General features: G+C 58.5%; 30 protein-coding genes and 1 pseudogene. 20 read left to right on the forward strand and 11 right to left on the reverse strand.

The features are described 5' to 3' along the window. Positions 1–221: 221 nt before the first annotated feature. From QLQ16_RS12010 to QLQ16_RS12020, 3 genes and pseudogenes are all read left to right on the forward strand, one after another. A complete protein-coding gene (locus QLQ16_RS12010) occupies positions 222–569 on the forward strand; it encodes a hypothetical protein (protein WP_283224916.1) in 348 nt (115 codons plus the stop codon). A 722-nt stretch (positions 570–1,291) separates the two neighbouring features. Beyond that, a complete protein-coding gene (locus QLQ16_RS12015; protein ID WP_283224917.1) occupies positions 1,292–2,359 on the forward strand; it encodes an HlyD family secretion protein in 1,068 nt (355 codons plus the stop codon). A gap of 11 nt (positions 2,360–2,370) precedes the next feature. Continuing rightward, positions 2,371–2,931: pseudogene (locus tag QLQ16_RS12020) on the forward strand (ATP-binding cassette domain-containing protein); the annotation flags it as partial. 195 nt (positions 2,932–3,126) lie between these two features. Here QLQ16_RS12020 and QLQ16_RS12025 read toward each other — a convergent pair. Beyond that, positions 3,127–3,462 carry a helix-turn-helix domain-containing protein gene (locus QLQ16_RS12025; protein WP_283224918.1) on the reverse strand — a complete coding sequence of 112 codons (336 nt, stop codon included), beginning with the start codon at positions 3,460–3,462 and terminating at the stop codon, positions 3,127–3,129. Positions 3,463–3,708: 246 nt separating this feature from the next. Between QLQ16_RS12025 and QLQ16_RS12030 the strand changes: the two genes are divergently transcribed. From QLQ16_RS12030 to QLQ16_RS12065, 8 genes are all read left to right on the forward strand, one after another. After that, positions 3,709–3,978, forward strand: a complete 270-nt coding sequence (locus QLQ16_RS12030) for a helix-turn-helix transcriptional regulator (protein WP_283224919.1) — start codon at positions 3,709–3,711, stop codon at positions 3,976–3,978. Positions 3,979–3,989: 11 nt separating this feature from the next. After that, entirely contained in the window at positions 3,990–4,475 is a 486-nt protein-coding gene (locus QLQ16_RS12035; protein ID WP_283224920.1) for a hypothetical protein, read from the forward strand. Positions 4,476–4,531: 56 nt separating this feature from the next. Continuing rightward, positions 4,532–5,266 carry a hypothetical protein gene (locus tag QLQ16_RS12040; RefSeq protein WP_283224921.1) on the forward strand — a complete coding sequence of 245 codons (735 nt, stop codon included), beginning with the start codon at positions 4,532–4,534 and terminating at the stop codon, positions 5,264–5,266. A gap of 12 nt (positions 5,267–5,278) precedes the next feature. Continuing rightward, complete coding sequence (locus tag QLQ16_RS12045) at positions 5,279–5,707, forward strand: DUF6511 domain-containing protein (RefSeq protein WP_283224922.1); 429 nt, start codon at positions 5,279–5,281, stop codon at positions 5,705–5,707. 87 nt (positions 5,708–5,794) lie between these two features. Then, positions 5,795–6,091 carry a DNA-binding protein gene (locus tag QLQ16_RS12050; protein ID WP_283224923.1) on the forward strand — a complete coding sequence of 99 codons (297 nt, stop codon included), beginning with the start codon at positions 5,795–5,797 and terminating at the stop codon, positions 6,089–6,091. After that, positions 6,084–8,402 (forward strand): phage/plasmid primase, P4 family, encoded by a 2,319-nt coding sequence (locus tag QLQ16_RS12055; protein ID WP_283224924.1) that lies wholly within the window; start codon positions 6,084–6,086, stop codon positions 8,400–8,402. Before QLQ16_RS12050 ends, QLQ16_RS12055 begins: the two co-directional genes overlap by 8 nt. A 209-nt stretch (positions 8,403–8,611) precedes the next feature. After that, positions 8,612–8,842 carry a hypothetical protein gene (locus QLQ16_RS12060; protein ID WP_283224925.1) on the forward strand — a complete coding sequence of 77 codons (231 nt, stop codon included), beginning with the start codon at positions 8,612–8,614 and terminating at the stop codon, positions 8,840–8,842. Continuing rightward, on the forward strand, positions 8,835–9,230 hold the full coding sequence (locus QLQ16_RS12065) for a DUF6362 family protein (protein ID WP_283224926.1): 396 nt from the start codon (positions 8,835–8,837) through the stop codon (positions 9,228–9,230). Before QLQ16_RS12060 ends, QLQ16_RS12065 begins: the two co-directional genes overlap by 8 nt. Before the next feature lie 271 nt (positions 9,231–9,501). Here the strand turns inward: QLQ16_RS12065 and QLQ16_RS12070 are convergent, their stop codons facing one another. Then, positions 9,502–9,723, reverse strand: a complete 222-nt coding sequence (locus QLQ16_RS12070) for a hypothetical protein (RefSeq protein ID WP_283224927.1) — start codon at positions 9,721–9,723, stop codon at positions 9,502–9,504. Positions 9,724–9,767: 44 nt separating this feature from the next. On the opposite strand from QLQ16_RS12070, the gene QLQ16_RS12075 reads away from it, so the two are divergent. Continuing rightward, the gene (locus QLQ16_RS12075; protein WP_488801404.1) at positions 9,768–11,048 is read left to right on the forward strand and encodes a site-specific DNA-methyltransferase; all 1,281 of its coding nucleotides are present in this window, start codon (positions 9,768–9,770) and stop codon (positions 11,046–11,048) included. A 2-nt stretch (positions 11,049–11,050) separates the two neighbouring features. On the opposite strand, the gene QLQ16_RS12080 is transcribed toward QLQ16_RS12075, so the two are convergent. The 4 genes from QLQ16_RS12080 to QLQ16_RS12095 form a co-directional block, all read right to left on the reverse strand. Then, on the reverse strand, positions 11,051–11,257 hold the full coding sequence (locus QLQ16_RS12080; RefSeq protein WP_283224929.1) for a hypothetical protein: 207 nt from the start codon (positions 11,255–11,257) through the stop codon (positions 11,051–11,053). A 99-nt stretch (positions 11,258–11,356) separates the two neighbouring features. Then, on the reverse strand, positions 11,357–11,716 hold the full coding sequence (locus QLQ16_RS12085; protein WP_283224930.1) for a hypothetical protein: 360 nt from the start codon (positions 11,714–11,716) through the stop codon (positions 11,357–11,359). 7 nt (positions 11,717–11,723) lie between these two features. After that, positions 11,724–12,167: a DUF3489 domain-containing protein gene (locus QLQ16_RS12090; RefSeq protein WP_283224931.1), complete on the reverse strand. Its 444-nt coding sequence runs from the start codon at positions 12,165–12,167 to the stop codon at positions 11,724–11,726. Next, the gene (locus QLQ16_RS12095) at positions 12,164–12,370 is read right to left on the reverse strand and encodes a DUF6900 domain-containing protein (protein ID WP_283224932.1); all 207 of its coding nucleotides are present in this window, start codon (positions 12,368–12,370) and stop codon (positions 12,164–12,166) included. Before QLQ16_RS12095 ends, QLQ16_RS12090 begins: the two co-directional genes overlap by 4 nt. A gap of 106 nt (positions 12,371–12,476) precedes the next feature. Here QLQ16_RS12095 and QLQ16_RS12100 point away from each other — a divergent pair, with 106 nt between their 5' ends. The 8 genes from QLQ16_RS12100 (at position 12,477) to QLQ16_RS12135 (ending at position 17,862) form a co-directional block, all read left to right on the forward strand. Beyond that, the gene (locus tag QLQ16_RS12100) at positions 12,477–12,857 is read left to right on the forward strand and encodes an HNH endonuclease (protein ID WP_283224933.1); all 381 of its coding nucleotides are present in this window, start codon (positions 12,477–12,479) and stop codon (positions 12,855–12,857) included. A 213-nt stretch (positions 12,858–13,070) separates the two neighbouring features. Next, positions 13,071–13,481, forward strand: a complete 411-nt coding sequence (locus QLQ16_RS12105) for a phage terminase small subunit P27 family (protein ID WP_283224934.1) — start codon at positions 13,071–13,073, stop codon at positions 13,479–13,481. 5 nt (positions 13,482–13,486) lie between these two features. After that, complete coding sequence (locus QLQ16_RS12110) at positions 13,487–14,308, forward strand: terminase large subunit domain-containing protein (protein ID WP_283224935.1); 822 nt, start codon at positions 13,487–13,489, stop codon at positions 14,306–14,308. Between the two features lie 2 nt (positions 14,309–14,310). Next, positions 14,311–14,619 carry a hypothetical protein gene (locus QLQ16_RS12115; RefSeq protein ID WP_283224936.1) on the forward strand — a complete coding sequence of 103 codons (309 nt, stop codon included), beginning with the start codon at positions 14,311–14,313 and terminating at the stop codon, positions 14,617–14,619. Continuing rightward, on the forward strand, positions 14,616–15,542 hold the full coding sequence (gene sppA, locus QLQ16_RS12120; protein WP_283224937.1) for a signal peptide peptidase SppA: 927 nt from the start codon (positions 14,616–14,618) through the stop codon (positions 15,540–15,542). Before QLQ16_RS12115 ends, sppA begins: the two co-directional genes overlap by 4 nt. A 138-nt stretch (positions 15,543–15,680) precedes the next feature. Beyond that, a complete protein-coding gene (locus tag QLQ16_RS12125; RefSeq protein ID WP_283224938.1) occupies positions 15,681–16,907 on the forward strand; it encodes a phage major capsid protein in 1,227 nt (408 codons plus the stop codon). Further along, the gene (locus QLQ16_RS12130; RefSeq protein ID WP_283224939.1) at positions 16,904–17,368 is read left to right on the forward strand and encodes a glycoside hydrolase family 73 protein; all 465 of its coding nucleotides are present in this window, start codon (positions 16,904–16,906) and stop codon (positions 17,366–17,368) included. The genes QLQ16_RS12125 and QLQ16_RS12130 overlap by 4 nt, the downstream gene beginning before the upstream one ends. After that, positions 17,365–17,862, forward strand: a complete 498-nt coding sequence (locus QLQ16_RS12135) for a hypothetical protein (RefSeq protein WP_283224940.1) — start codon at positions 17,365–17,367, stop codon at positions 17,860–17,862. The genes QLQ16_RS12130 and QLQ16_RS12135 overlap by 4 nt, the downstream gene beginning before the upstream one ends. A 61-nt stretch (positions 17,863–17,923) precedes the next feature. On the opposite strand, the gene QLQ16_RS12140 is transcribed toward QLQ16_RS12135, so the two are convergent. The 5 genes from QLQ16_RS12140 to QLQ16_RS12160 form a co-directional block, all read right to left on the reverse strand. After that, entirely contained in the window at positions 17,924–18,631 is a 708-nt protein-coding gene (locus tag QLQ16_RS12140; RefSeq protein WP_283224941.1) for an adenylate/guanylate cyclase domain-containing protein, read from the reverse strand. 9 nt (positions 18,632–18,640) lie between these two features. After that, positions 18,641–18,967: a TIR domain-containing protein gene (locus QLQ16_RS12145; RefSeq protein ID WP_283224942.1), complete on the reverse strand. Its 327-nt coding sequence runs from the start codon at positions 18,965–18,967 to the stop codon at positions 18,641–18,643. Next, positions 18,955–19,206, reverse strand: coding sequence for a restriction endonuclease subunit S domain-containing protein (locus QLQ16_RS12150; protein ID WP_283224943.1), 252 nt, complete (start codon positions 19,204–19,206; stop codon positions 18,955–18,957). Before QLQ16_RS12150 ends, QLQ16_RS12145 begins: the two co-directional genes overlap by 13 nt. A 211-nt stretch (positions 19,207–19,417) precedes the next feature. Continuing rightward, positions 19,418–19,543 carry a hypothetical protein gene (locus QLQ16_RS12155; RefSeq protein WP_283224944.1) on the reverse strand — a complete coding sequence of 42 codons (126 nt, stop codon included), beginning with the start codon at positions 19,541–19,543 and terminating at the stop codon, positions 19,418–19,420. A 503-nt stretch (positions 19,544–20,046) separates the two neighbouring features. After that, on the reverse strand, positions 20,047–20,859 hold the full coding sequence (locus tag QLQ16_RS12160; protein ID WP_283224945.1) for a hypothetical protein: 813 nt from the start codon (positions 20,857–20,859) through the stop codon (positions 20,047–20,049). Positions 20,860–20,937 lie beyond the last annotated feature (78 nt).

The following is a 20,937-nucleotide window of genomic DNA, read 5'->3' on the forward strand; positions in this document are numbered from 1 at the left end:
AGCCGGAACATGCGTCCTGCCCACAGGTGCCGACGGTGTCGGCGTTGAGACCCTGTCCCCGATCAATTCAGGTGGGGGAGTTTGAGGTGGCCATAAGTGGGGGAATTTGGGTGGCCATCAGGGGCAGAATTCATGATCCAGTCCTTTGGCCTGATTCTCAACCTGTACTTTTGAGAGGAAAACTCATGAAATTAACTTCGACCACCTTCGCTTAAATGTTAATGGCATCGAGCATCGTATTCGCAGCAGACCAACATGACCATGGTCATGAAGACAAGACTTTACATGGAGGTTTAGTCACGGAAATCAAAAATGTGGATTACGAGCTCGTGGCCAAACCAGATGTGTTGCAGCTGTATTTACGCGATCACGGGAATCCATTTGATGTCAGCAAGGCAACTGCCAAAGTCACTTTGCTGTCAGGCAGTTATAAGCACGAGGTTGAACTGAAGTCGTCGAGTGACAAGTTGGAAGCCCAGGGCAGTTTCAAGGTTACGCCCGGCACGAAGGTTGTCGCACAGGTGAGTCTTGCGGGCAAGCTGGCAACGGCGCTATTTGTTCTGAAATGACGTAAAGGCCAAGACGGACCTTCTTGGCCACCTTCTTTACATTACCCTATCCTCTTAAAAAAAATCAACAGACTTGAATAGCTGGAGCTGATTGATCTCAATGATTTCCGCTGCGACTGTGTGCCCCATGAACATGGCCCAAGCGGGTGGTTGACTCGTGATCCTGGCGCGATGCAGTAGACAACTCACTCAAGATGCCACATTGGCTGGTCATGGCTTATTTCACCTTAGCTTTTGAAGGATTCATTTGAATCGTTATTTCAAGGATTACGGCGGTATTTAAAAGGCGACGATGCAATTTTTCCGTGAGGCGCGGCTACTTCAATGAGTTGCACATTTCATGTGCGTAATCGGTCGAATTCTGTGCGAGCCGTTTTTGCCAGTCATGCTTCGCAGTCGCATTGCCGGATCGTTTCGACCTGACTATGGGGGATTTTGGTCAGCTCTTCAATAGTCATACTTGCAAATGAAGCGTCAGCAGTTTGGTTCGAGATGTCACATTAGCTGCTTGACATTGTAGTGGCTACAGGGTGTCTAATCTGCTTGGTATGAAAGTGCTTATGAACTCAACTGAATAATGCTGTCGAGTTGACAGCTCCTGCGGCCTAGGGCGTGGCTGTGGAACGTCGCCCGCCTTGAGTGAGGGAGTGCACCAGCTTGTGAAGGTTGGGGTAGATTTCATAAATCCAATGGACGGGTTCCGGACTCAATGAAGGTGAAAAATGACAAAAAAACTAAAAATCGCCTTGGCCGCCGTGTCGCTGATGGCTCTTGCCACTGCGGTCCTGGTGTGGGGACCATGGCGCGACAAAGGCCTTGGAGACGGTTTCGTCAGCGGCAATGGACGCATTGAGGCAACCGAAATCGCTGTTGCTACCAAGCTTGCCGGGAGAGTTAAAGATATCTTGGTCAGTGAAGGCCAGTTCGTCAAGGCAGGCCAGCAGTTGGCGCACATGGAAATCGAGAGCCTGCAGGCGCAACGCGCGGAAGCGCAGGCACGGCTGCAGCAGGCCCACGAAGCCGTCAGCGGCGCCGAGGCGCAGGTGGCCCTGCGTCAGAGCGACTACCAAGCCGCATTGGCCTTAGTGGCGCAACGGGAAAGTGACCTTGACGCCGCGCAACGTCGCTTACCACGCTCGGAGAAGCTGGCCAAGGATGGGTTCTTCTCTGGCCAGACGCTTGATGAAGACCGCGCTCGCGTGCGCAGCCTGCAAGCCGCCGTGGCGGCTGCCCGCGCTCAAGCCTCAGCTGCCCAAGCTGGTATTGCTGCTGCGCGCACCCAGGTGTCCGGCTCAAAGGCTAATGTCAGGGCGCTGGATGCCACGTTGGATCGAATCGATGTAGAGCTGGCCGACAGCGCTCTTAAGGCACCGCGCGACGGACGTGTGCAGTATCTGGTTGCGCACCCCGGGGAGGTCGTGGGTCCAGGCGGGCGCGTGCTCAACCTGATCGACCTGTCTGACGTCTACATGACGTTCTTTTTGCCCGAAACCGTGGCTGGCCGGGTGGCGCTCGGCAGCGAGGTGCGCATCCTGCTCGATGCCGCCCCGCAGTATGTGATTCCTGCCAAGGTTTCATTCGTGGCTAGTTCCGCACAGTTCACACCGAAGTCGGTGGAGACGGCGAGTGAACGGCAGAAGCTGATGTTCCGCGTGCGGGCTCAGATCGACCGCGACTTGCTTTTGCGTCATCTGGAGCAGGTCAAGACGGGCTTGCCGGGCGTTGCTTGGCTCAAGCTTGATGCCAATGCACCGTGGCCAGCACAGATGGCCGTGAAGGTCGGGCAGTGACACAGGCGCAAGTGTTGACCCCGGTCGCTCGGCTGTCAGGGGTGAGCCTGCACTACAAGAAGGCAATCGCACTCGAAGAGGTGACGCTGGACCTACCCGCTGCTTGCATGGTCGGCGTGATCGGTCCAGATGGCGTGGGCAAATCCAGCCTGCTGGCCTTGATCGCCGGTGCGCGTGAGATTCAGCGGGGTCGTATCGAAGTGCTGGGTGGCGATATGGCAAAGCGTCAGCATCGCCAAAAGGTGTGCCCGAACATCGCCTACATGCCCCAAGGATTAGGCAAGAACCTCTACCCCACCTTGTCGGTCGAAGAAAATCTGCAATTCTTCGCCCGCCTGTTCGGCCACGAAGCCGCTGAGCGCCGTCGTCGCATCGATGAACTCACCCGCAGCACTGGCCTCTACCCATTTTTGAACCGACCGGTCGGCAAGTTGTCCGGCGGCATGAAGCAAAAGCTTGGGCTGTGCTGTGCGCTCATCCACGATCCGGATCTGCTGATTCTTGACGAGCCAACCACCGGCGTAGATCCGCTAGCCCGCGCACAGTTCTGGGACCTGATTGCCAGTAGCCGCTTTGGCGGTTGAGATCGGGAGAGACATCGAAGAACTGGGCATCTGCCAGCCAACCGTCGCTGTAGGCGAATTGAGAGAACTCCCGTTGGCCGTCCTTGACGAAGATGAGCCGTCCCAGCGGTTTTTCCGCTTTGCCAAGAAAGACGTCCAGCTGGGTGCGCTGGCTCGCCTGTTTGAAAGCAGGTTTTGTGGCCATCAAAACGCTCCTGACTCTGGCGACTTACGGGACTTGCGAACGCGCTGGGGCAACTTTTCATCCATCAAGGTCAGACCAATGGTGTCCTGGGGGGTGTCTAGCAGTTGATCGAGTTTGTCGAGCTCGCCAAACACCTGCAAGGCCCGGGCGAAATGAACCAGTGCGGTGCCAGGGTGGCCAGCCTCCATTCGCCGCACGGTGTGGGCGGATGCGCCAATGCGTTCTGCCAGATCTTCCTGTGTCAGGTGCCTGCGCCGACGCGCAAGCGAAATCGCCTGGCCCAGACGGGTCAGGCTGCGCGTGACAGGCAGCGGTGCAGGAGATAAGGATTTCATTTAAGGCGAATTTTATGGCGTTCTATCAATTTTAGCAACGCATATATGCATGTTTATTTGGATTTGGCTATGAAATTTACTCTGCTATTGGGAGGTGGCCGATCCAACGCGTCCTGCTCATCGAGCATCAGGTCGGGATTAAGGAACTGGAGATATCGCCAAAGTTCCTTGATCAGTTCCTTATCAGTTCCCCATTGATTTTCTGAAATAGCAGCGTTGTCCCCCAACTCTTCGAAAGGAGTGACCATGCTGCTAGCAACACCAGCGCCCTTGGTGCCGAATCGTCTCGGTGCCGCGATCCCCGAGCCTGCCAATCCCCCTCGTCAAGTCCTCAGCGAGGTCGATCTGGCCGTGCGCTGGGGGATGAGCCCCAAGACCCTCCAACGTTGGCGAATGGAAGGGCGCGGGCCGCACTACCTGAAGCTCGGCAAGCGGGTGAACTATCCCCTCAATGCCGTGATCGCCTTCGAGAACTTCGTCCAGCACGTCTCCACATCGCAACGTGCCCCCGCCTGAGGAATAGCCCCATGAACCACCTTCAACTTCAACAGGCGGCGCTGCCCGACCTCTCCGAGAGCCAGATCAGCCGTCTGCCCAAAGACCAGCTGGCCCATTTCAGCAACGCGGTGCAGCAGCTCCATGACTGGACGCTGCAGATGCGTGGCCGGATCAACCGGGCCATGGAAATTCGTTACGCCGACCAGATCCGCCATGCCGCAAGTCTTGGCCAGGAGGAAGCGGCCAGGTTCCGCATCGATGACGGTGACCTGCAGATCGATGTCTCGCAACCCAAAGAAATCGTCTGGGACCAGCAGCACCTGTCCCAGATCGCCGAACGGATGGTCGTTGCCGGTGACCGGGTGCAGGACTTCATGCAGGTCCAGTTCTCGGTGGCCGAGCAGGACTATGCCCGCTGGCACCCGCTGCTGCGCGCGGCCTTCCAGCCAGCCCGCAAGGAGCTGATCACCGAACCCACCTTCCAGATCCGCTGGGTCGGCGATGTCCAGCTTTGAGCCGCTGGCAGCCCGAACCAACTCGAACACAACCCGCAATCAACAGGAAAACTTCAATGAACCACGACAGCTATAACCAGGCCGCGACCTATGGCCAATCTTCGACCCACGGCGCACCGGGCACCTGGTGTGACTTCAATGACGCCGATGCCCAGCAAGGCGAGTTCAACCTGATCCCTAAAGGCACCCAGGCCTTGGTGCGCATGGCCATCAAACCCGGTGGCTATGACGATGCCAGCAGGGGCTGGACGGGCGGCTACGCCACAGCATCGGATGAAACCGGCGCGGTGTTCCTCTCTTGTGAATTCGTGCTGCTCACAGGCCCGTTTGCCAAGCGAAAGATCTGGAGCAATGTTGGCCTGCACTCCAACAAGGGCCCGACCTGGGCGCAGATGGGGCGCAGTTTCATCAAGGCGGTGCTCAACAGTTCGCGCAACATTCACCCCGATGACGCATCCCCCGAGGCGCAGCGTGCCCGTCAGATCCGCAGCTTTGGTGACCTCGATGGGGCTGAATTCGCAGCCCGTATCGGCATTGAAAAGGACGGGCAGGGCGAGTACCGCAACATCATCCGATTGGTGATTGAGCCCGATCACAAGGAATATGCAGAGCTGATGCAGACCAAGCTGCAACGCGAGGGGGGCATGGGCGGGGGCTCTGGTGGGGGCCACGGCTCCGGTGGGGCCCCGGCAGCGGCAGTTCCCGCATCAGCGGCTCCAGCCCCCCAGCCTGGGGCCAGCTACCCCCCCCGTCCCAGCAACGCGCAGTCTCGGCCTGCTTGGGCGCAGTGATGGCGGCTGTGCATGAAATGCTGGGTATGTTCCCGTCAAGCCAAAGGCTTCGGCCATGTGGATCTTCGCTTCAAGGTGGGGCACCCCAAGCGGTATCCCATCGACTGGATCTTCTGCTCGTTGCGCTGTCAGGCCTGTTTCCACCGGCTTTACGCAGCCGGTGTGCGCTGCCTCGAGCGCGAGGGCGTCTTGCCAACAGGAGCTGGCGTGATTGATCCATCGCAAGCCGAGCTGGCCGCCATGCAGCAGTGCCTCAAGCCGCTGGGCGAGGCAGCCAGCGAGATCGGCATGGACCGACCGCTGTCGAGCTACACCCAGCAAGAGGCCCTGCGGCTGATCAATGCCGTGGTCACGACCTATGTCGAGACCATGGTGCAAGAGCACGAACGCAGCAAGTACCCGCCCGTTCGCATGCAACTGGACACATCGCCCACGGGCTGAGTGTCCTGATCTACCGGGACACCTCCCGGATCCTATTTCTTCAACCAATGCGGGTGGCTCAAACCACCTGCAGGGACGACTGTTTTCATGAACAACACCAATTCAACGATTTCCGCAGCATTGCAGTCGCCATCTGCAGCCGGTGACACCACGGATGAGCCATTCGTGACAGCCGAGCAGGCATCAACAGCACTGAATTTGCCGCTGTATTACTTCCTCGACGCCCGCAAGCGGGCAGCCCTCGGGATCCCGTATTACTCCATCAGTCGCCTGGTGCGTTATCGCCTGCGGGAGCTGCACAAGTGGCAGGTCCGGTACGCCGCCGAGCAGGCGGCGCTAGCGGCGAATCAGGCAAAAGCTCCAGTAGGGGGTGCGCATGCTTGATTTCAACGATGCGCCTGGTGGCAAAGCGCGCAAGGCGCCAGAGGACGGTGCAACTGCTGCCCGAGAAAAAGATGAAATCCGCGCGGCCCTGAACGACCAGTTGCCCCTGCTGGCTCTGGACATCTGGCCCTCAGGCAAGCGTCGCCAGAACAAATACCTGGTGGGGGACGTGATGGGTGGCCCGGGCGACAGCCTGGAGCTACTACTGTCTGGACCCAAGGCGGGCCTGTGGACAGACCGTGCCACGGACGAGGGCGGAGACATCCTGGACCTCATCGCCCGTTACTACAACCTCGATGTGCAGGCCCAGTTCCCGCAGGTGCTCGAACGGGCCAGAAGCTGGCTCGGTCGTGTTTCGGCCATGCCAGCCAGCGCCGTCGCTGAAAGCAAGGCCAAGCCACCAGCCGTGGATGAGCTCGGCCCCGCAACGGCCAAGTGGGACTACCAGGACGCAAGCGGCAAACTGATTGCCGTCGTGTACCGCTACGACCCCGAGCCCGGCCGCAAGGAGTTCAGACCCTGGGATGTGCGTCGCCGAAAGATGACCCCGCCCGAGCCTCGTCCGCTGTACAACCAGCCGGGCATGCTCAAGGCCGAGCAGGTTGTGATGGTCGAAGGCGAGAAGTGCGCGCAGGCCCTGATCGACCTGGGTGTGTGTGCCACCACGGCCATGCATGGTGCCAATGCCCCGGTAGCCAAGACGGACTGGTCTCCTCTGTCGGGCAAGCACGTCCTCATCTGGCCAGATCGGGACAAGCCCGGCTGGCACTACGCCGACCAGGCATCGCAGGCCATCTTGCAGGCAGGGGCCCGGTCGTGCGTGATCCTGCAGCCTCCGGCAGAAAAGCCCGAAGGCTGGGATGCGGCCGATGCGGTGCTCGATGGCTTTGACATCGCTGGGTTTCTGGCCGTGGGCGAACGTGTCCCGGTGGTGCAGCAGACCGATGTCCTTGCCCCCTTGCAGCTGGTCGATGGCATCGACTACACCAACGAGGATGGGCTGGACATGGCCTTTTCTCATCAGTTCGCCGAGGACTGGCGCTACTGCGCGCCCTGGGGCAAGTGGCTCGTGTGGAACGGTGTTCGCTGGAACGTCGACAAGTCCCTGTACGTGATGTACCTCTCGCGCCTGATGTGCCGGATGGCATCGATCCACGCCGATGGTTCCAAGCTCAAGGGACGACTCGCCAGCGCTGGAACGGTCTCCGCGATCGAGCGGCTTGCCCGTTCGGATGTGCGCCACAGCGCCACGGTCGAGGAGTGGGATGCCCATGCATGGCTGCTCAACACCCCGGGCGGCATCGTTGATCTGCGCACGGGCGCCCGTGGGCCCCATGACCGTGGGCGGCGCATGACCAAGGTGACCACGGCCACGCCGCAAGGCGAGTGTCCGGTCTGGCGTAACTTTCTGGTGAACGTGACAGGAGGCGATGAGGAGCTACAGGTTTACCTGCAGCGTGTGGTGGGCTACTGCCTGACCGGCGACATCAGCACCCACGCATTGTTCTTTCTGTACGGCACGGGGGCTAACGGCAAGTCAGTGTTCGTGAACGTGATCTCCACGGTGCTGGGCGACTATGCAGCCAACGCGCCGATGGACACTTTCATGGAGTCGCGCTCGGACCGGCATCCCACCGATCTGGCCGGTCTGCGCGGTGCCCGTTTCGTCTCGGCGACAGAAACCGAGCAGGGCAGGCGCTGGAACGAATCCAAGATCAAGGCGATCACGGGTGGTGACGACATCACGGCCCGCCTGATGCACCAGGACTTCTTCACCTACAGGCCGCAGTTCAAGCTCCTGATTGCTGGCAACCACAAGCCCGCGATCCGCAACATCGACGAGGCCATGCGCCGCCGCATGCACCTGATCCCTTTCACGATCACGGTCCCCCCGGAAAAGCGCGATCCCTTGCTCACCGAGAAGCTCCTGGCTGAACGGGATGGAATTCTGGCCTGGGCCGTGCAGGGATGCCTGCTCTGGCAGAGCCAGGGTCTCAAACAGCCCCAGTCTGTGATGGCCGCAACCGAAGAGTACTTCGAGGCCGAGGACGCCATGGGCCGGTGGATTGCCGAGCGCTGCAACCTGGGGCCCAGCCTCAAGGCACTGACAGCCACGCTTTTCAACGACTGGAAGCAGTGGTCAGAGCTCAGTGGCGAATACACAGGCACGCAGCGCCGGTTTTCGGATGCCTTGCTGGCCAGACGTTTGGACAAGTGGCGCAACACCATGGGTGTGCGTGGCTACCAGGGCATCGACCTCAAACAGCCCACTGCCTTGCCTTCCAGGTCCTATCCCTACAACGATGATTGAGAGAAAAATTCAATGAAAAAGATTTCAGAAATCGGCTTTCCGACGCTACTGACGGGTCATTACATTGGTTCTTTACGCGGGCGCGTAGACGCGCATAAAGAGGTGGAGTGTTATCCACCGTCAAGAGCGTCGGTCACATTGTCAAAACCGGACAAGTCCGCTTTTGACTTTCCAGCGGCGCATCGGAATATTTCGTTTGGAGGGCAGGTATGAAGATCCCTCCAGCGCGTTACCCATCGCCCCTTGGGCGCCTGCAGGCCACTCCCATGGATGTCGAGGCGACCAAGCGCCAGGGATGGCGCGAACAGCACATCCTGGTCATCTCCCATGATGACGAGCGCCTGGACTTTCTGGAGCGCCAGCTCATTCGCAGCATTGGCGAGCGGCTCTATGGTCAAGGCCATGGACAGGGTCAACCCAAGGGAGGTGGCCATGGTTGAAGTCTGGACAGTCGAGTCGGTGGCAGACCGGTTTGTGGATGCGGCCCGAACCGCCAGGCGCCTGCCGCGCGTGATGGTGCAGGGCTACGCCAGCACCTGGCCCATCGTGATTCTTCCAAGCGATGCCTACCCGGATCCGCACAAGGTGTACCGATTGCCGCCCCCGTCCCCTCAAGATGTGGAGCGAATGCTCGAAGTCATGCGCTGGGTGCAGATGCTTGAGCTCGATGAACGGCATCTGGTGTGGATGCGGGCCAAGCGCTTTGACTGGGTGGAGATCAGCAAGCGCTTTGCCTGTGACCGCACCACGGCATGGAGACGCTGGAAGCGGGACATGCAGGTGGTGGCCGATCTGCTCAACAAGAGGGGGGAGCCAGCCAAACCGTGAGGCGCTCCAACCAGATGGGAAATTAGCGTGTTTTGGCGTGCATACGCGGCGCAATTCAAACTCGGTAGTGAATGCGCGGTTTTTGGGGTCAAAACACGCTGCAACATTTCGGCGATTTGCAGCTACATTTTCATCTACGGTGGACAAACGAGTGCAGAGACAGTGATGACAGTCACACACAGTCGATGACACCTCGAAACTTCCCCGAAACAGTCGAGGAATAGTCAAAGACAGTTGATGACATCGACGTCTACTGACTGTTGTCCGACTCCTATCGATGAACTTCGATTTCTCCAGAGGCCTCGTACTCCGCCAGCTTTTCAAGCGGCAGGTACACGGTCGGTTTTCCCTCGCGGAGAACTTCCAGACGGCTATGAATTTCTGATCCCACTTCGTAGGTCCCAGCAATCAGCGGCGTAAAGCCTGCTCCGGATGCTGTGGCCTCAGTCGGGCTTTTGCGGGCCAGAACCCCGCGAACTACTTTGATTTGCACTGCAGAACATTCTCGTTTTGCGGTCGATTTTACCGGTCACCCCTATGAATCATCCTGAGATCCGAATGGTCCCAGTGGACGCGCTCGTCCCCTACGCACGCAATGCCCGAACCCACAGCGATGCCCAAGTGGCACAGATCGCGGCCTCGATCACCGAGTTTGGCTGGACCAACCCGATCCTCACGGACGGTGCTAAGGGCGTGATTGCTGGTCACGGTCGCTTGATGGCTGCGCGCAAGCTCGGTCTCAAGGATGTGCCGGTCATTGAGCTGGGGCACCTGACGCCCGAGCAGAAGAAGGCCTACATCCTGGCCGACAACCGGTTAGCCGAAAACGCTGGCTGGGATGACGAGCTCTTGAAACTCGAGTTGGCCGAGCTCAAAGCAGCCGACTTCGATCTGGACCTGATGGGTTTCACCGACAAGGAGCTCGAAGAGCTGCTCAACGGCGACGAGTCAGGCGGTGGTTTGACTGAGGATGATGCAATCCCAGAAGCACCAGTAGATCCTGTTTCCAGACCTGGGGACTTGTGGATTCTCGGCAACCACCGCCTCCTTTGTGGCGACTCAACGATCCTGTCGGATGTGGAGCGCCTCATGGGTGGCCAACTGGCCGACATGGCCTTCACTGATCCACCCTACAACGTGGACTACGGCAACAGCGCCAAGGACAAGATGCGCGGCAAAGATCGGCGCATCATGAACGACGATCTGGGTGAGGGGTTCTTCCAGTTCCTCTACGACTCCTGTCTGAACCTGCTCCTGGTTACCAAGGGTGCCTGCTACGTGTGCATGAGCTCGTCGGAGCTGCACACCCTGCAAAAGGCCTGGATCAAGGCAGGGGGTAAGTGGTCCACGTTCATCATCTGGGCCAAGAACACTTTCACGCTTGGGCGCGCGGATTACCAGCGCCAGTACGAGCCCATCCTGTATGGCTGGAAACAGGGCACGGACCACTTCTGGTGCGGCGACCGGGACCAGTCAGACATCTGGAACTACAACAAGCCCCGGGTCAACGACCTGCACCCGACCATGAAGCCGGTCGAGCTGGTCGAGCGGGCCATCAAGAATTCCTCGAAGAGCCGGGACATCGTTCTGGACCTGTTTGGAGGTTCGGGCACCACCCTGATCGCCAGCGAAAAGACTGGGCGTCAGGCTCGACTCATTGAGCTCGATCCCAAGTTCGTGGACGTGATCATCAAACGCTGGGAGGACTACACCGGCCAGCAAGCGGTGCGTGAGGACGATGGCGTGAAATTCGGTGAGCTGGCCATCAGTGCAGCTATTGCACAGGGGCAGGGTGCCCCTGCGGTGGCTAGTGCCTGATCTCAGTTGCCCGAGAAATTCGGGTACAAGTCGCCACTCGTGATGTCGGCGTTGTAGGTGAGCTGGTCAAACTCGCCGCGCTCGTCAGCCAGGTACACGCCCCCGACCGACTGGATGGCGACTCCGTATTTGCGGGTGAGGGCGGTCAATTCGGCGATGAAGCGGTCGTAGTTGTTTTCGACTTGCGTTGTGGTGTTGATGGCTGCCATTTGGTTCTCCTTGTTGCGATGACTGTATGAACGCTCTACCTGCGTGAGAAGTAATGCGATTCATCCAATCTTTCTGATCAGTTGCTTTTTTGTGACTGATCAGCCCAGACGCGCGAGGTAGCGAACGCTGTCTCCTCCGGATGGATCGATGAACAAGTAAGGGCGACCAGGTGCGTGCACCATCACGCACAACCGGCCATCCCAGTAATCGCCTCCCTTGCCTTTGAGCCAGTCGCGAGACTTGCCAAGGTTCAATTTGAAGCCATCAAATTCTTCGGGATCCATCTCCCGGATCTCGGTCACGTAGACCGCCTCGACGCCGCAAGCGGCAATGTCGGAGATGTCTGTAGGCTTGCGGCCAAAGGGCAGCGGGATGCTGAGCTTTTGGACCTGCAATTCGCGGCCATCGAAGTTGATGGTCGTGGGCTTGGATTCGATGGTGATAGTGATGGGGTTCATGAGGTCCTCAAACGGTTGTGGTGGTGATTCGGTAGACGCGGTCTGTGCCGGTCTGCTTCTCTGAGGTGATTTCTAGCCCCAGCTTCTTTTTGAGTGCGCCTGCCATCGCACCGCGCACGGTGTGAACCTGCCAGCCTGTTGCCTCGGTCATCTGCGGCAGCGTGGCGCCCTCGGCGCGGCTGAGCAGCCCGATCAGCACGGCTTGCTTGGTGCCTTCGCGTGTTGTGCGTGGTGGCTGAGTGGTGATGCCAATCTCTTGCAACCCTGTGGCTGTGGCCACGTACACCTCGGGCTCTGAAGCGCTGGCCTCAATCAGCTGTGCGTTGCGCATGGCCGTGAGCACCTTGATGCGTGCACCACCCTTGAGGGTGTCAGGGAAGTTGGTCAGTTTCTTTTGTGGATGCTGCGCAGCGGCTTCAAGCAGCGCGCGTTGGGTGTCCGTGAGTTTCATTGTTTACCCTTCGATGTTGTTGATGTGTTTTTTGCTGCTTCGATCCCTGCGGCGTAAGCAGCCTCCAGTGCGCCCTTGATGGACCAGACTGCTACGTCGTGAAAGTCCAGGCGATCGCGGTGCTGGGTCTCCAGCGTTTCGATGAACAAGTGCTCTTTGGCGATCTGCTCCAGCAGCTTGTTCAGGTCTTTGTTTTGTTTCATTGGGTGATTCCTTTCGTTAATCCAATGTGATGGATTGACGCTCTGAATCAAGATGAAGCCAAGTCAATTTTTCGAGCTGTCGCTTATTCCTTGAAAGCCGATTGAGATGCCGCGAAGTGCGCCCACTCCATGCAGATATCCTGGTTGCGCGCAGGTGCTGAACGTGCCCGGCTACTGCACCAATCACCAGCCCCAAGTGCACCGTGAGTACGGGCGTGCGCGGCGTGGGTTCGATACCGAGCTGGGCTTCTATCAATCGGCCAGGTGGCGCAACACACGTGCAGCGGTGCTACGGGATAACCCGCTTTGCTGCAGGTGCCAGGCCAAGGGCTTGTTGCAACCAGCCAAGGTGGTCGATCACATCGTTCCGGTCAAGCAAGGCGGTGAGCGCTTTGAGCGAGCGAACCTGCAGAGCCTGTGCGTGCCCTGTCACAACGCCAAGACCGCCTCAGAGACGGCATCCCTGCGCAACCAGGCCCCGTCCTGAGGGGGTAGGGGGTCTGAATCTCTACAGACTGACGCCCAAGATGCGTGGGCTTGCGCAAATTTTTGTGCGTGCAAATTGAACAAGGGGGGGTATCCCCTTTTCCAAAGACTCTGCGCAGCAAAGGCCGTGCATCAAATGAACATCAAACCAAGCGGGTGATTTATGGGCGGACGCAAGCCACTGCCGACTCAAGTCAAGCAGATCAAGGGGACCTTGCAGCCATGCCGGACCAACTACCACGAGCCCATCCCAGAGGGCTTGCTGGTCGAGCCTCCGGACTACATGCCTGAAGGTGCCAAGGCCGCCTGGCGCTACGCGCTTGAATGTGCGCCACCCACCCTGATTCGCAAGCTGGACATGTCCGTGCTGGAAATCTGGGCTTGTGCGGCAGACCTGTACCGACAGGCCCAGACGGGCATCGGCAAAACGGGACTCTTGGTGAAGGCGCCTCACAGCGGTGTGCCCATGCAGTCGCCGTACCTGGCCATTGCCAACAAGCAGGCCCAGATCATGACCAAGGCTGCGATCGAGATGGGGTTCACTCCAGCGTCTCGCTCGCGCATTTCCATTCCAAACGAGCGACCGGGCGAAGAGCTCGATCTCTGGGAGGACATTGTTGGGTAGGACCGATGAGCACATACGCCGCGAGCGCCAAACAATATGCACAGCGCGTCGTATCGGGAGAGATCCTGACTTGCGAGTGGGTTCAAAAGGCCTGCAAACGCCAGCTCGATGACCTGATCCGCTTCAAACGCAAGAGCAGCATCTACCAGTTCAACCCGGAGCTGCTTGACCGGTACGGCAGGCCTTACAGGCCAGCCGACAACCTGTGCGCTTTCATTGAGCGCCTGCCCCACGTGAAAGGACCACTGGCCAGCCGGATGATTGTTCTGGAGCCATGGCAGGTGTTCATCTTGTCCACGGTATTCGGATGGGTCAAATCGGACGGCAAGCGCCGTTTCAGGCGGTCGTACATCGAGGTGCCTCGGGGCAATGCCAAGTCCACCTTGTCATCGGCGGTGGGTCTGTACATGCTCGCGGCCGACCGCGAGGGTGGCGCTGAGGTGTACTCTCTGGCCACCACCCGCGATCAGGCTCGCATCGTCTTCGGCGATGCCCAGACCATGGCGCGCCTGAGTCCGGGATTTAGGAACCGGTTCGCGGTGAACGTCGGTGCGCACAACATGCATGTCTTGCAAACCGGCTCCAAGTTCGAAGCGCTCTCAGCTGAGGGCTCGACGCTGGACGGCCTGAACATCCACTTCGGTTGTATTGACGAGTTGCACGCCCACAAGACCCGAACGGTCTATGACGTGGTGGAGACTGGCACCGGCAAGCGGGACAACTCGCTGCTGTGGGTGATCACCACGGCTGGCTCACTCGCAACGAGGCCCGCATCGCCGAGAACCTCAACCCGATCAAAGGGCTCGATCAACCGCTCAGGCCTCTGAACATGGTCGAAGAAGAGGACGCCGAGGAGCAAGAGCCAGAAGACGAGGACTCTGACGCAACAGACGCAGACACCCCGGCAGAGCCGGATCAAGAGATGAGCCAGCGATTTCGCAAGCTCATTGAAGCTAATGCCCAGCGCCTGGCCCGGCGCATCAGCAAGAAGGGCAGCTTGGACGCTCAGGAAATCGCCCTGATCGCCCAAGCCTTGGGCTTGCAAGAGCCCGAGGTGCGTGCCTGGGCTGTCTCACAACCTTCTACCGATGAAACAGTGCTGCTCAAGGCGCTGATCCAACTTGGAAACTCCAAATGAACAAACACCTTCTTGTCTCTGAATTTCTGACCACGCCCTGGGCACTCATGCCCGAGCGTCTGCAGGCCATGACTGCCGTGCTCACTCGCTGGTCCTTGGATGAGCCGCCAAGCGACGAAACCTTGTTTCAGGTGAATGCGGACCGCGTTCTGCGCGACACGCGCAAACAGTTCACTGCAGCTAATGCCGGAGCTGGCATCGCGGTCCTGCCCCTGTATGGGGTGGTCACGCAGCGCGGCAACATGGTCGATGACATCTCGGGGCCGGGTAGTACCAGCACCCAGAAATTCACAAGCGCTTTGCGCCAAGTCCTGGATGATGACACTGTGGGCCAAATCCTGATCGACATCGATAGCCCCGGCGGCAGCGTCTACGGCGTGGCCGAGTTGGCCAACGAGATTGTCAAAGCCCGGGCCCAAAAGCCCGTGGTGGCCGTGGCCAATAGCCTGGCTGCCTCGGCCGCCTATTGGATCGGTTGCTCAGCCGGTGAGTTCTATGTCACCCCGGGTGGCGAGGTGGGCTCCATCGGTGTCTGGCAGGCCCACTTTGATTACTCGAAGGCGCTAGAAGAGGAAGGGGTCAAACCCACCCTGATCTCAGCAGGCAAGTTCAAGGTCGAGGGCAACCCTTATGTGCCGCTGGATCCTGAGGCACAGGCCTTTATGCAGTCCCGCGTCGATGATTACTACAACGCCTTCATCAAAGCCGTGGCCAAGGGCCGAGGAGTCTCGGTTGCCGATGTGCGTGACGGCATGGGCGAGGGTCGGGTGCTGGGTGCCAATGCGGCGCTTGCCGCCAAGATGGTGGACGGCATTGCCACCTTCGACGATGTGCTGGCCAAGATGCAGAAGACCGCCGTCTCTCAAAAGCCACCGGGTGCTTCCCGGCTTGGCCAGGCACGTGCAGCCCTCGCGCTGATCTGACCACGTACAGATTCCGTTTCCCCAATTCAGCAGTCCTCCGTTGAGGGCTGCCGACCACCTGCGACCCGTTGGTCGCGCCTCAAACCGCCGCCCTGTGCTTGCTGCCTGGGCGGTTTTTTCATTTCTGGAGCAATACCAATGAGTAAGCAATTGCGCGAGCTTCAAGCTCGCAAAGCCACCCTGGTCAAGGACGCCCGTGCCCTGACCGATATCGCCGCCGCTGAGGAGCGCGACATGACCGATGAAGAGCTGGCCGCCTTCAACGCCCTCAAGGCCAAGATCGAGGCGGCATCGGCTGCCATAGACCGTGAGGCTGCCCTGATCGCCGAAGAGGCGCATATGGTCAATGTAGCCAACGTAGCCCACTCGGCGCATTCGACCATTTCCCATGGCCAGAAGGCCACGGTGATTTCTGTCACCGACAACCTCGAAGCTGACCCCAAGCATGGCTTCAAGAGCGTGGGTGACTTCCTCAAGACCGTGCGTCAGGCGCAAAATCCCGGTGCCGCGATCGATGATCGTTTGCTGATTGGCTCCGGCCGAAGTGCTGTGGCTCCGGCCTCGTTTGGCAGTGAAGGCTCGGCGCAGGATGGCGGCTTTCTTGTGCCCCCGCAGTTCGCGCAGGAGATCTTCCAGCTCTCGCTGGGCGAGGACTCCCTGCTGCCCATGACCGACAACGTCGAGATCACGGGCAACACCATGGCCTTCCCCAAGGACGAGACCACGCCCTGGGGCACCAACGGCATCCGAGCCTACTGGCAAGGTGAAGCCGCATCGGCCGTGGGTACCAAGCCTGTCCTGGGTCTGTCGACACTGCGCCTCAAAAAGCTCATGGCGCTGGTGCCGGTGACGGACGAGCTGCTGGATGACACCAATGCGCTGTCCACCTACCTGCCCGACAAGATCGCCACATCCATTCGCTGGAAGACCAACGAGTCGATTCTGTTCGGCTCGGGCACGGGTCTGCCAGTGGGCTGCATGACCAACGCCACCACGGTGACGGTAGCCAAGGAATCGGGCCAGACCACGCAGACTCTGCTGGCGCAGAACTTGGCCAAGATGATCTCGCGCCTGCCGCCGGGTTCGTTTGGCAAGGCCGTGTGGATCGTCAACAACGATGTGCTGCCCGCGCTCTTCACCCTGACATTGGGCAACTACCCGATCTACCTGCCCACGGGCATGAACCCGGGTGGCATTCAGGTCTCGCCCTACGGCATGCTGCTTGGCCGCCCAGTCTTCGTGTCGCAACACGCCAACACCTTCTCTTCTGCGGGTGATGTGCTGCTGGCCGACTTGTCGTACTACCAGACCATCACCAAGGCCGGTGGCATGCAAACGGCCAAGGACGTGAAGGAGATGCTGTGAATCCCAGTGAATTCATCATGCGGCTCACCACGGCCGCCATCGCGTCAGCCAAAGCCACGGGTGTTCCCGCCAGCATCACGATCGCACAGGCCGCCCTTGAGTCCGCCTGGGGGGAGTCTGGATTGGCTAGGAATGGCAACAACCTCTTTGGGATCAAAGCGGACAGCCTCTGGCGCGGCCAGACCTTGACCCTGAACACCAAGGAGTTCATCAAAGGGCATTGGGTGGTGGTGCCAGCCCTTTGGCGCAAGTATCCAAGCTGGCAAGCCAGCATCGATGACCACGCCGCATTCCTCAAGCGCAACCCCCGCTACAAGGCCTGCTTTACCTGCACTTCAGCCCAGGCGTTCGCCAAGGCACTGGCTCAGGCAGGCTATGCCACAGACCCAGCGTATGCGGACAAGATCATTGGACTGATCAAGCAGCACAACCTGCTGGTCTTGGACGGAGGTGCCCCATGAACTGGCTCAACCGTTTCATGCTGGCCAACTGGTCGCACATCCTGGATGCACTCCTCCTGCTCTTGGCGCTGCTGTGTGGGATGCAGATGGGCGAATCCCGTGTCCAGAAGGCCTGGGATGCAGAAAAGCAAAAGATCGCTCTGGCCCAGGCCAGGCAAGAACAGCACGTAGCCGATGTGCGGCAGTCACAAACTCAAATCTCGCAGGAAATCTCAAATGAATACGCAAAAAGGTCAAAGCTGCTGGCTGATCGCCAGCCTGACAGTCGCGCTGGCGGGGTGTGCAACGTCCCCGCAACCGGTGGCAGGAATCTGCCCGCCGTTCCCGAAACTCCCGCCAGAACTGCTCCAGCCCGCTCCGACCCTTTACTTGCTTCCTCAGGATATGCGGGGGAGGTGAGCTGCGAGCAGCTGAGCAGGGATGCTGCGCAAACTACCCTGATGTTGGTGGAAGTGCAGCGGTGGTATCAAAGGCAGCTTGCAGCTGAACCATAAACATAAACCCCGGCTTGTCTCAGGACAGGTCGGGGTTTTTCACGTTTGTAAACCGCGTAATTTATCGCACGCTTTTGTAATAGCGGCTTCTGTAGTGCCTACGGGGATCAAAATTCGTGTAGGGTCCTTCCCACATTTCTTCTCCTCCACCGCCCAGCAAACAGCTTGATGAAAGTTTTAAATAGACTTCTCCAGTGACACGGATCGGATAGTTCGTGTCAAGTCCATCAAAGCTATTTAGCTTCGCGGCATAGTTCGCCGCAGGACCTACCCAGACCAGGTCGCTGTCGATGCGGACCCCTGTCTTGGATACAAGAACAGTGCTGGTATCAATGCCGACTGTATGACGTAACTCTCGATGTGACGTTGTATATACCCTAGAGAATTCAGGGTTGATGATCTCTCTAACCGCATAGCTGAGTTCCATCGCAGCATTCACAGCACTATCTTCTTTGGCATCACCCAGGAAAACTGCCATGACGCGGTCGCCATCGTACGCTGTAATCTCTCCATTGTTCTTCTTTATGAGCTTTGCAGCACAATGAAGATATGCCTTGTAGTACTCGGCTGCTCTTGTGTCGCTGAGATTGTTAACCATAGCGGTGGAACCACAAATATCAGCATAGAGAATACATGCTGATAGCCGACGACCGGTATTGCCGAATGTTAGATCGTCTGGTGTGGGTACCGTGTAACCATCTGGAATGTCTCCCCAGCGATCCTGGGAAAACTCTTGAACCTTGCTGGCTAGCTCTTCTTTGAGAGTCATGCGTGAATCCTAAACATTGGGGCCAAGGCGCAGAATGTGTTCTCTAAGCACATTACATGCAGGTGCCATCATTGCGACACCGTCACGACCGACCTGATACCGATAGGGAATTGTTGTGATTCCTGTCATGTCACTGGGAAGCTTCACTCCGTCATCTCTGGGTTCCATAAGGATCGCACGGTCCTTGCCAAGATGGCCCATGAAAAGGCCAAGCTCGAAAATCACGTTGTCTCGAGGAACAGGCCACTCCTTACCGCGAATTGATGAGGTATCGTCACCATGTGCGATGGCAATTGCGAAATCAGAATCAGTAACTTCATCAATTAACGACTGCATTGGGTAACGTGTGGAATCACTGCACCTACCTGCAGTGAATCACGCTGATGCTCAAATTCTTGGGAGCGGAAATACATCAGCAAGTACTCAGATGTAATTTCCTGGCTTCTCGGCCTAAGGGCAATGCAGTTTCCAGAGGTAACCAATGTCCATGCGTCAGAACCGGACAAGGATTCGCTTGCTTGAACCACGCTTTGTTCGATGAGAGCAGTTTTCCCGATCGTTCCTTTGATGGACATGACAATGTCTCCCTTTTTAAGGGATGACTCTTCTCTGCGTCGTTCTCTGATGTGGACAACGCGTACCTGGCTGTTTGGCCCGGGTGTAGTCGGTTTTACTGCCCGCCAACCACCCAAGTCAGGAATTCCGATCTCAATTGCAGCGACGGAGTAGGGGTCATTGGTAGATACAGGAGCTCGAATGACATCAACCAGTTCACGCAGAGGCAAGCTACCCAGAGTCGTTCCATGACCAGCCCTCGGGCAGTGGCAAGGCATGGCGCTCCATGAAGGTTTTGAGGGTGTCGTCGACAGGCAAGTTCAGCAGGATGTCGGCGTAGGTCTGAGCTCGGCTCATTTGGGTCTCCTTTGTTGTTGTTTGTTTTGGCAATGAGGCGTCTCAACCCCCTGTCAGTCGACTGGGGGCTTGGTGTGAGGTTTTGCCGGATTGCTGGATAAATATACAGCTTTTGGCAAGTTTGTCAAAGCCACCGCTGCAGACCGCTTGAATGCTGGCCGGTGCCTCAGAAACCCAGGATTTATGCGGTTCTCCAACTCAAGGGCCTCATTGGCCCGCCAAAACACGTTACTTCTGGAGGGGTTCATTCATACGATTTGTGGACGGTTTTCTCAATCCATTCCTCCCCATGAAAGTCCACCTGAACCAATCCACAAACCCTCTGGGCAAACGCCCGCAAAAGAGCGGCTACCTATCCCTTGGACAGATCAGCGAACTGATGGCCAAAGGCGCCCTCAGTCAACACCAGCAGCTCACCGAAGCCCACAGCAGTCAGGTTTACGCCACTGATCTGGACGAGTTCGTGGACTTCCATGCCTGGCAGAGCGTGAATGTGAACCCGTCTACAGAACAAGGAGTTCAACCGCAGTTACAAGCTGTTGTTTTGGGTCGTGGTGGCACTGGTCGTTCTCGCACTCGGGTTCCATCTTGAGCCGCCCACAGCCACTGACCACGGTCACGCTTTTGACCTGCAGGCCCACGAAGCCGTCCTCGATCGCTTGCGGGATGTTCATACCCAGGCGCAGGGAGGTAAGGTTCAGGCGAGGCGTCTGAATGCGCTGTGCATCCGCGTCCACACCCAGCAAATGCCTGGCAAAGGCCTCACAGAGCATGGCATGGTACTTGGCTCCACCCCGGATGATGGTGCGGGCCACACCAGTTGCCTGGGCATATTCAAGCACCATGTGGATATTCGGACTGCCCACTCGCCGCTGCAGCTGGCTGCCCTTGAACTCGAGCTTGGCCGTGGCCAGATCCTTGGCGTGAATTGAGATGAGCTGTGTGCCCCGTGCGCGTTCGAGCACGTTGACCACACACACCTCGCCGCAGCCCAGCTCGCGCTGGTAGAACCCCTTGATGGCATCGCTGAATGCGGCTATCGAGACCTCGTCGCGTTGAATGGCTCGCTTGATGCCAAGGTCATGCTGCTGGGCCTGCTGTCCATGGTGGTCCAGATATTCGATTTCGGCCGCCGCCTCAAACAGCGCGGGATGGTGAACATACAGCCAGAACGCCCGCTGCAGGTCACTCTTGCAGGCAATCAGGCCCATCAACTCGGAAGGCCGATCATGCGCCGCCTGGAACATGGCCTGCTTGCCCAACGGGTGAGCCAGCAGCGTGCTGGCGTGCAAACCCGCCACGATTCGGTCACGCATCGCAGCCACAGGGTGCGACTGGATTAAGCCAATCAGGTCTTTGGACGTTTGGACACACTCACGCGGGAGTCCACGCCC

It is taken from the genome of Limnohabitans lacus (genome assembly GCF_030053395.1).
In the GTDB taxonomy this organism is placed as follows: Bacteria; Pseudomonadota; Gammaproteobacteria; order Burkholderiales; family Burkholderiaceae_C; genus Limnohabitans_A; species Limnohabitans_A lacus.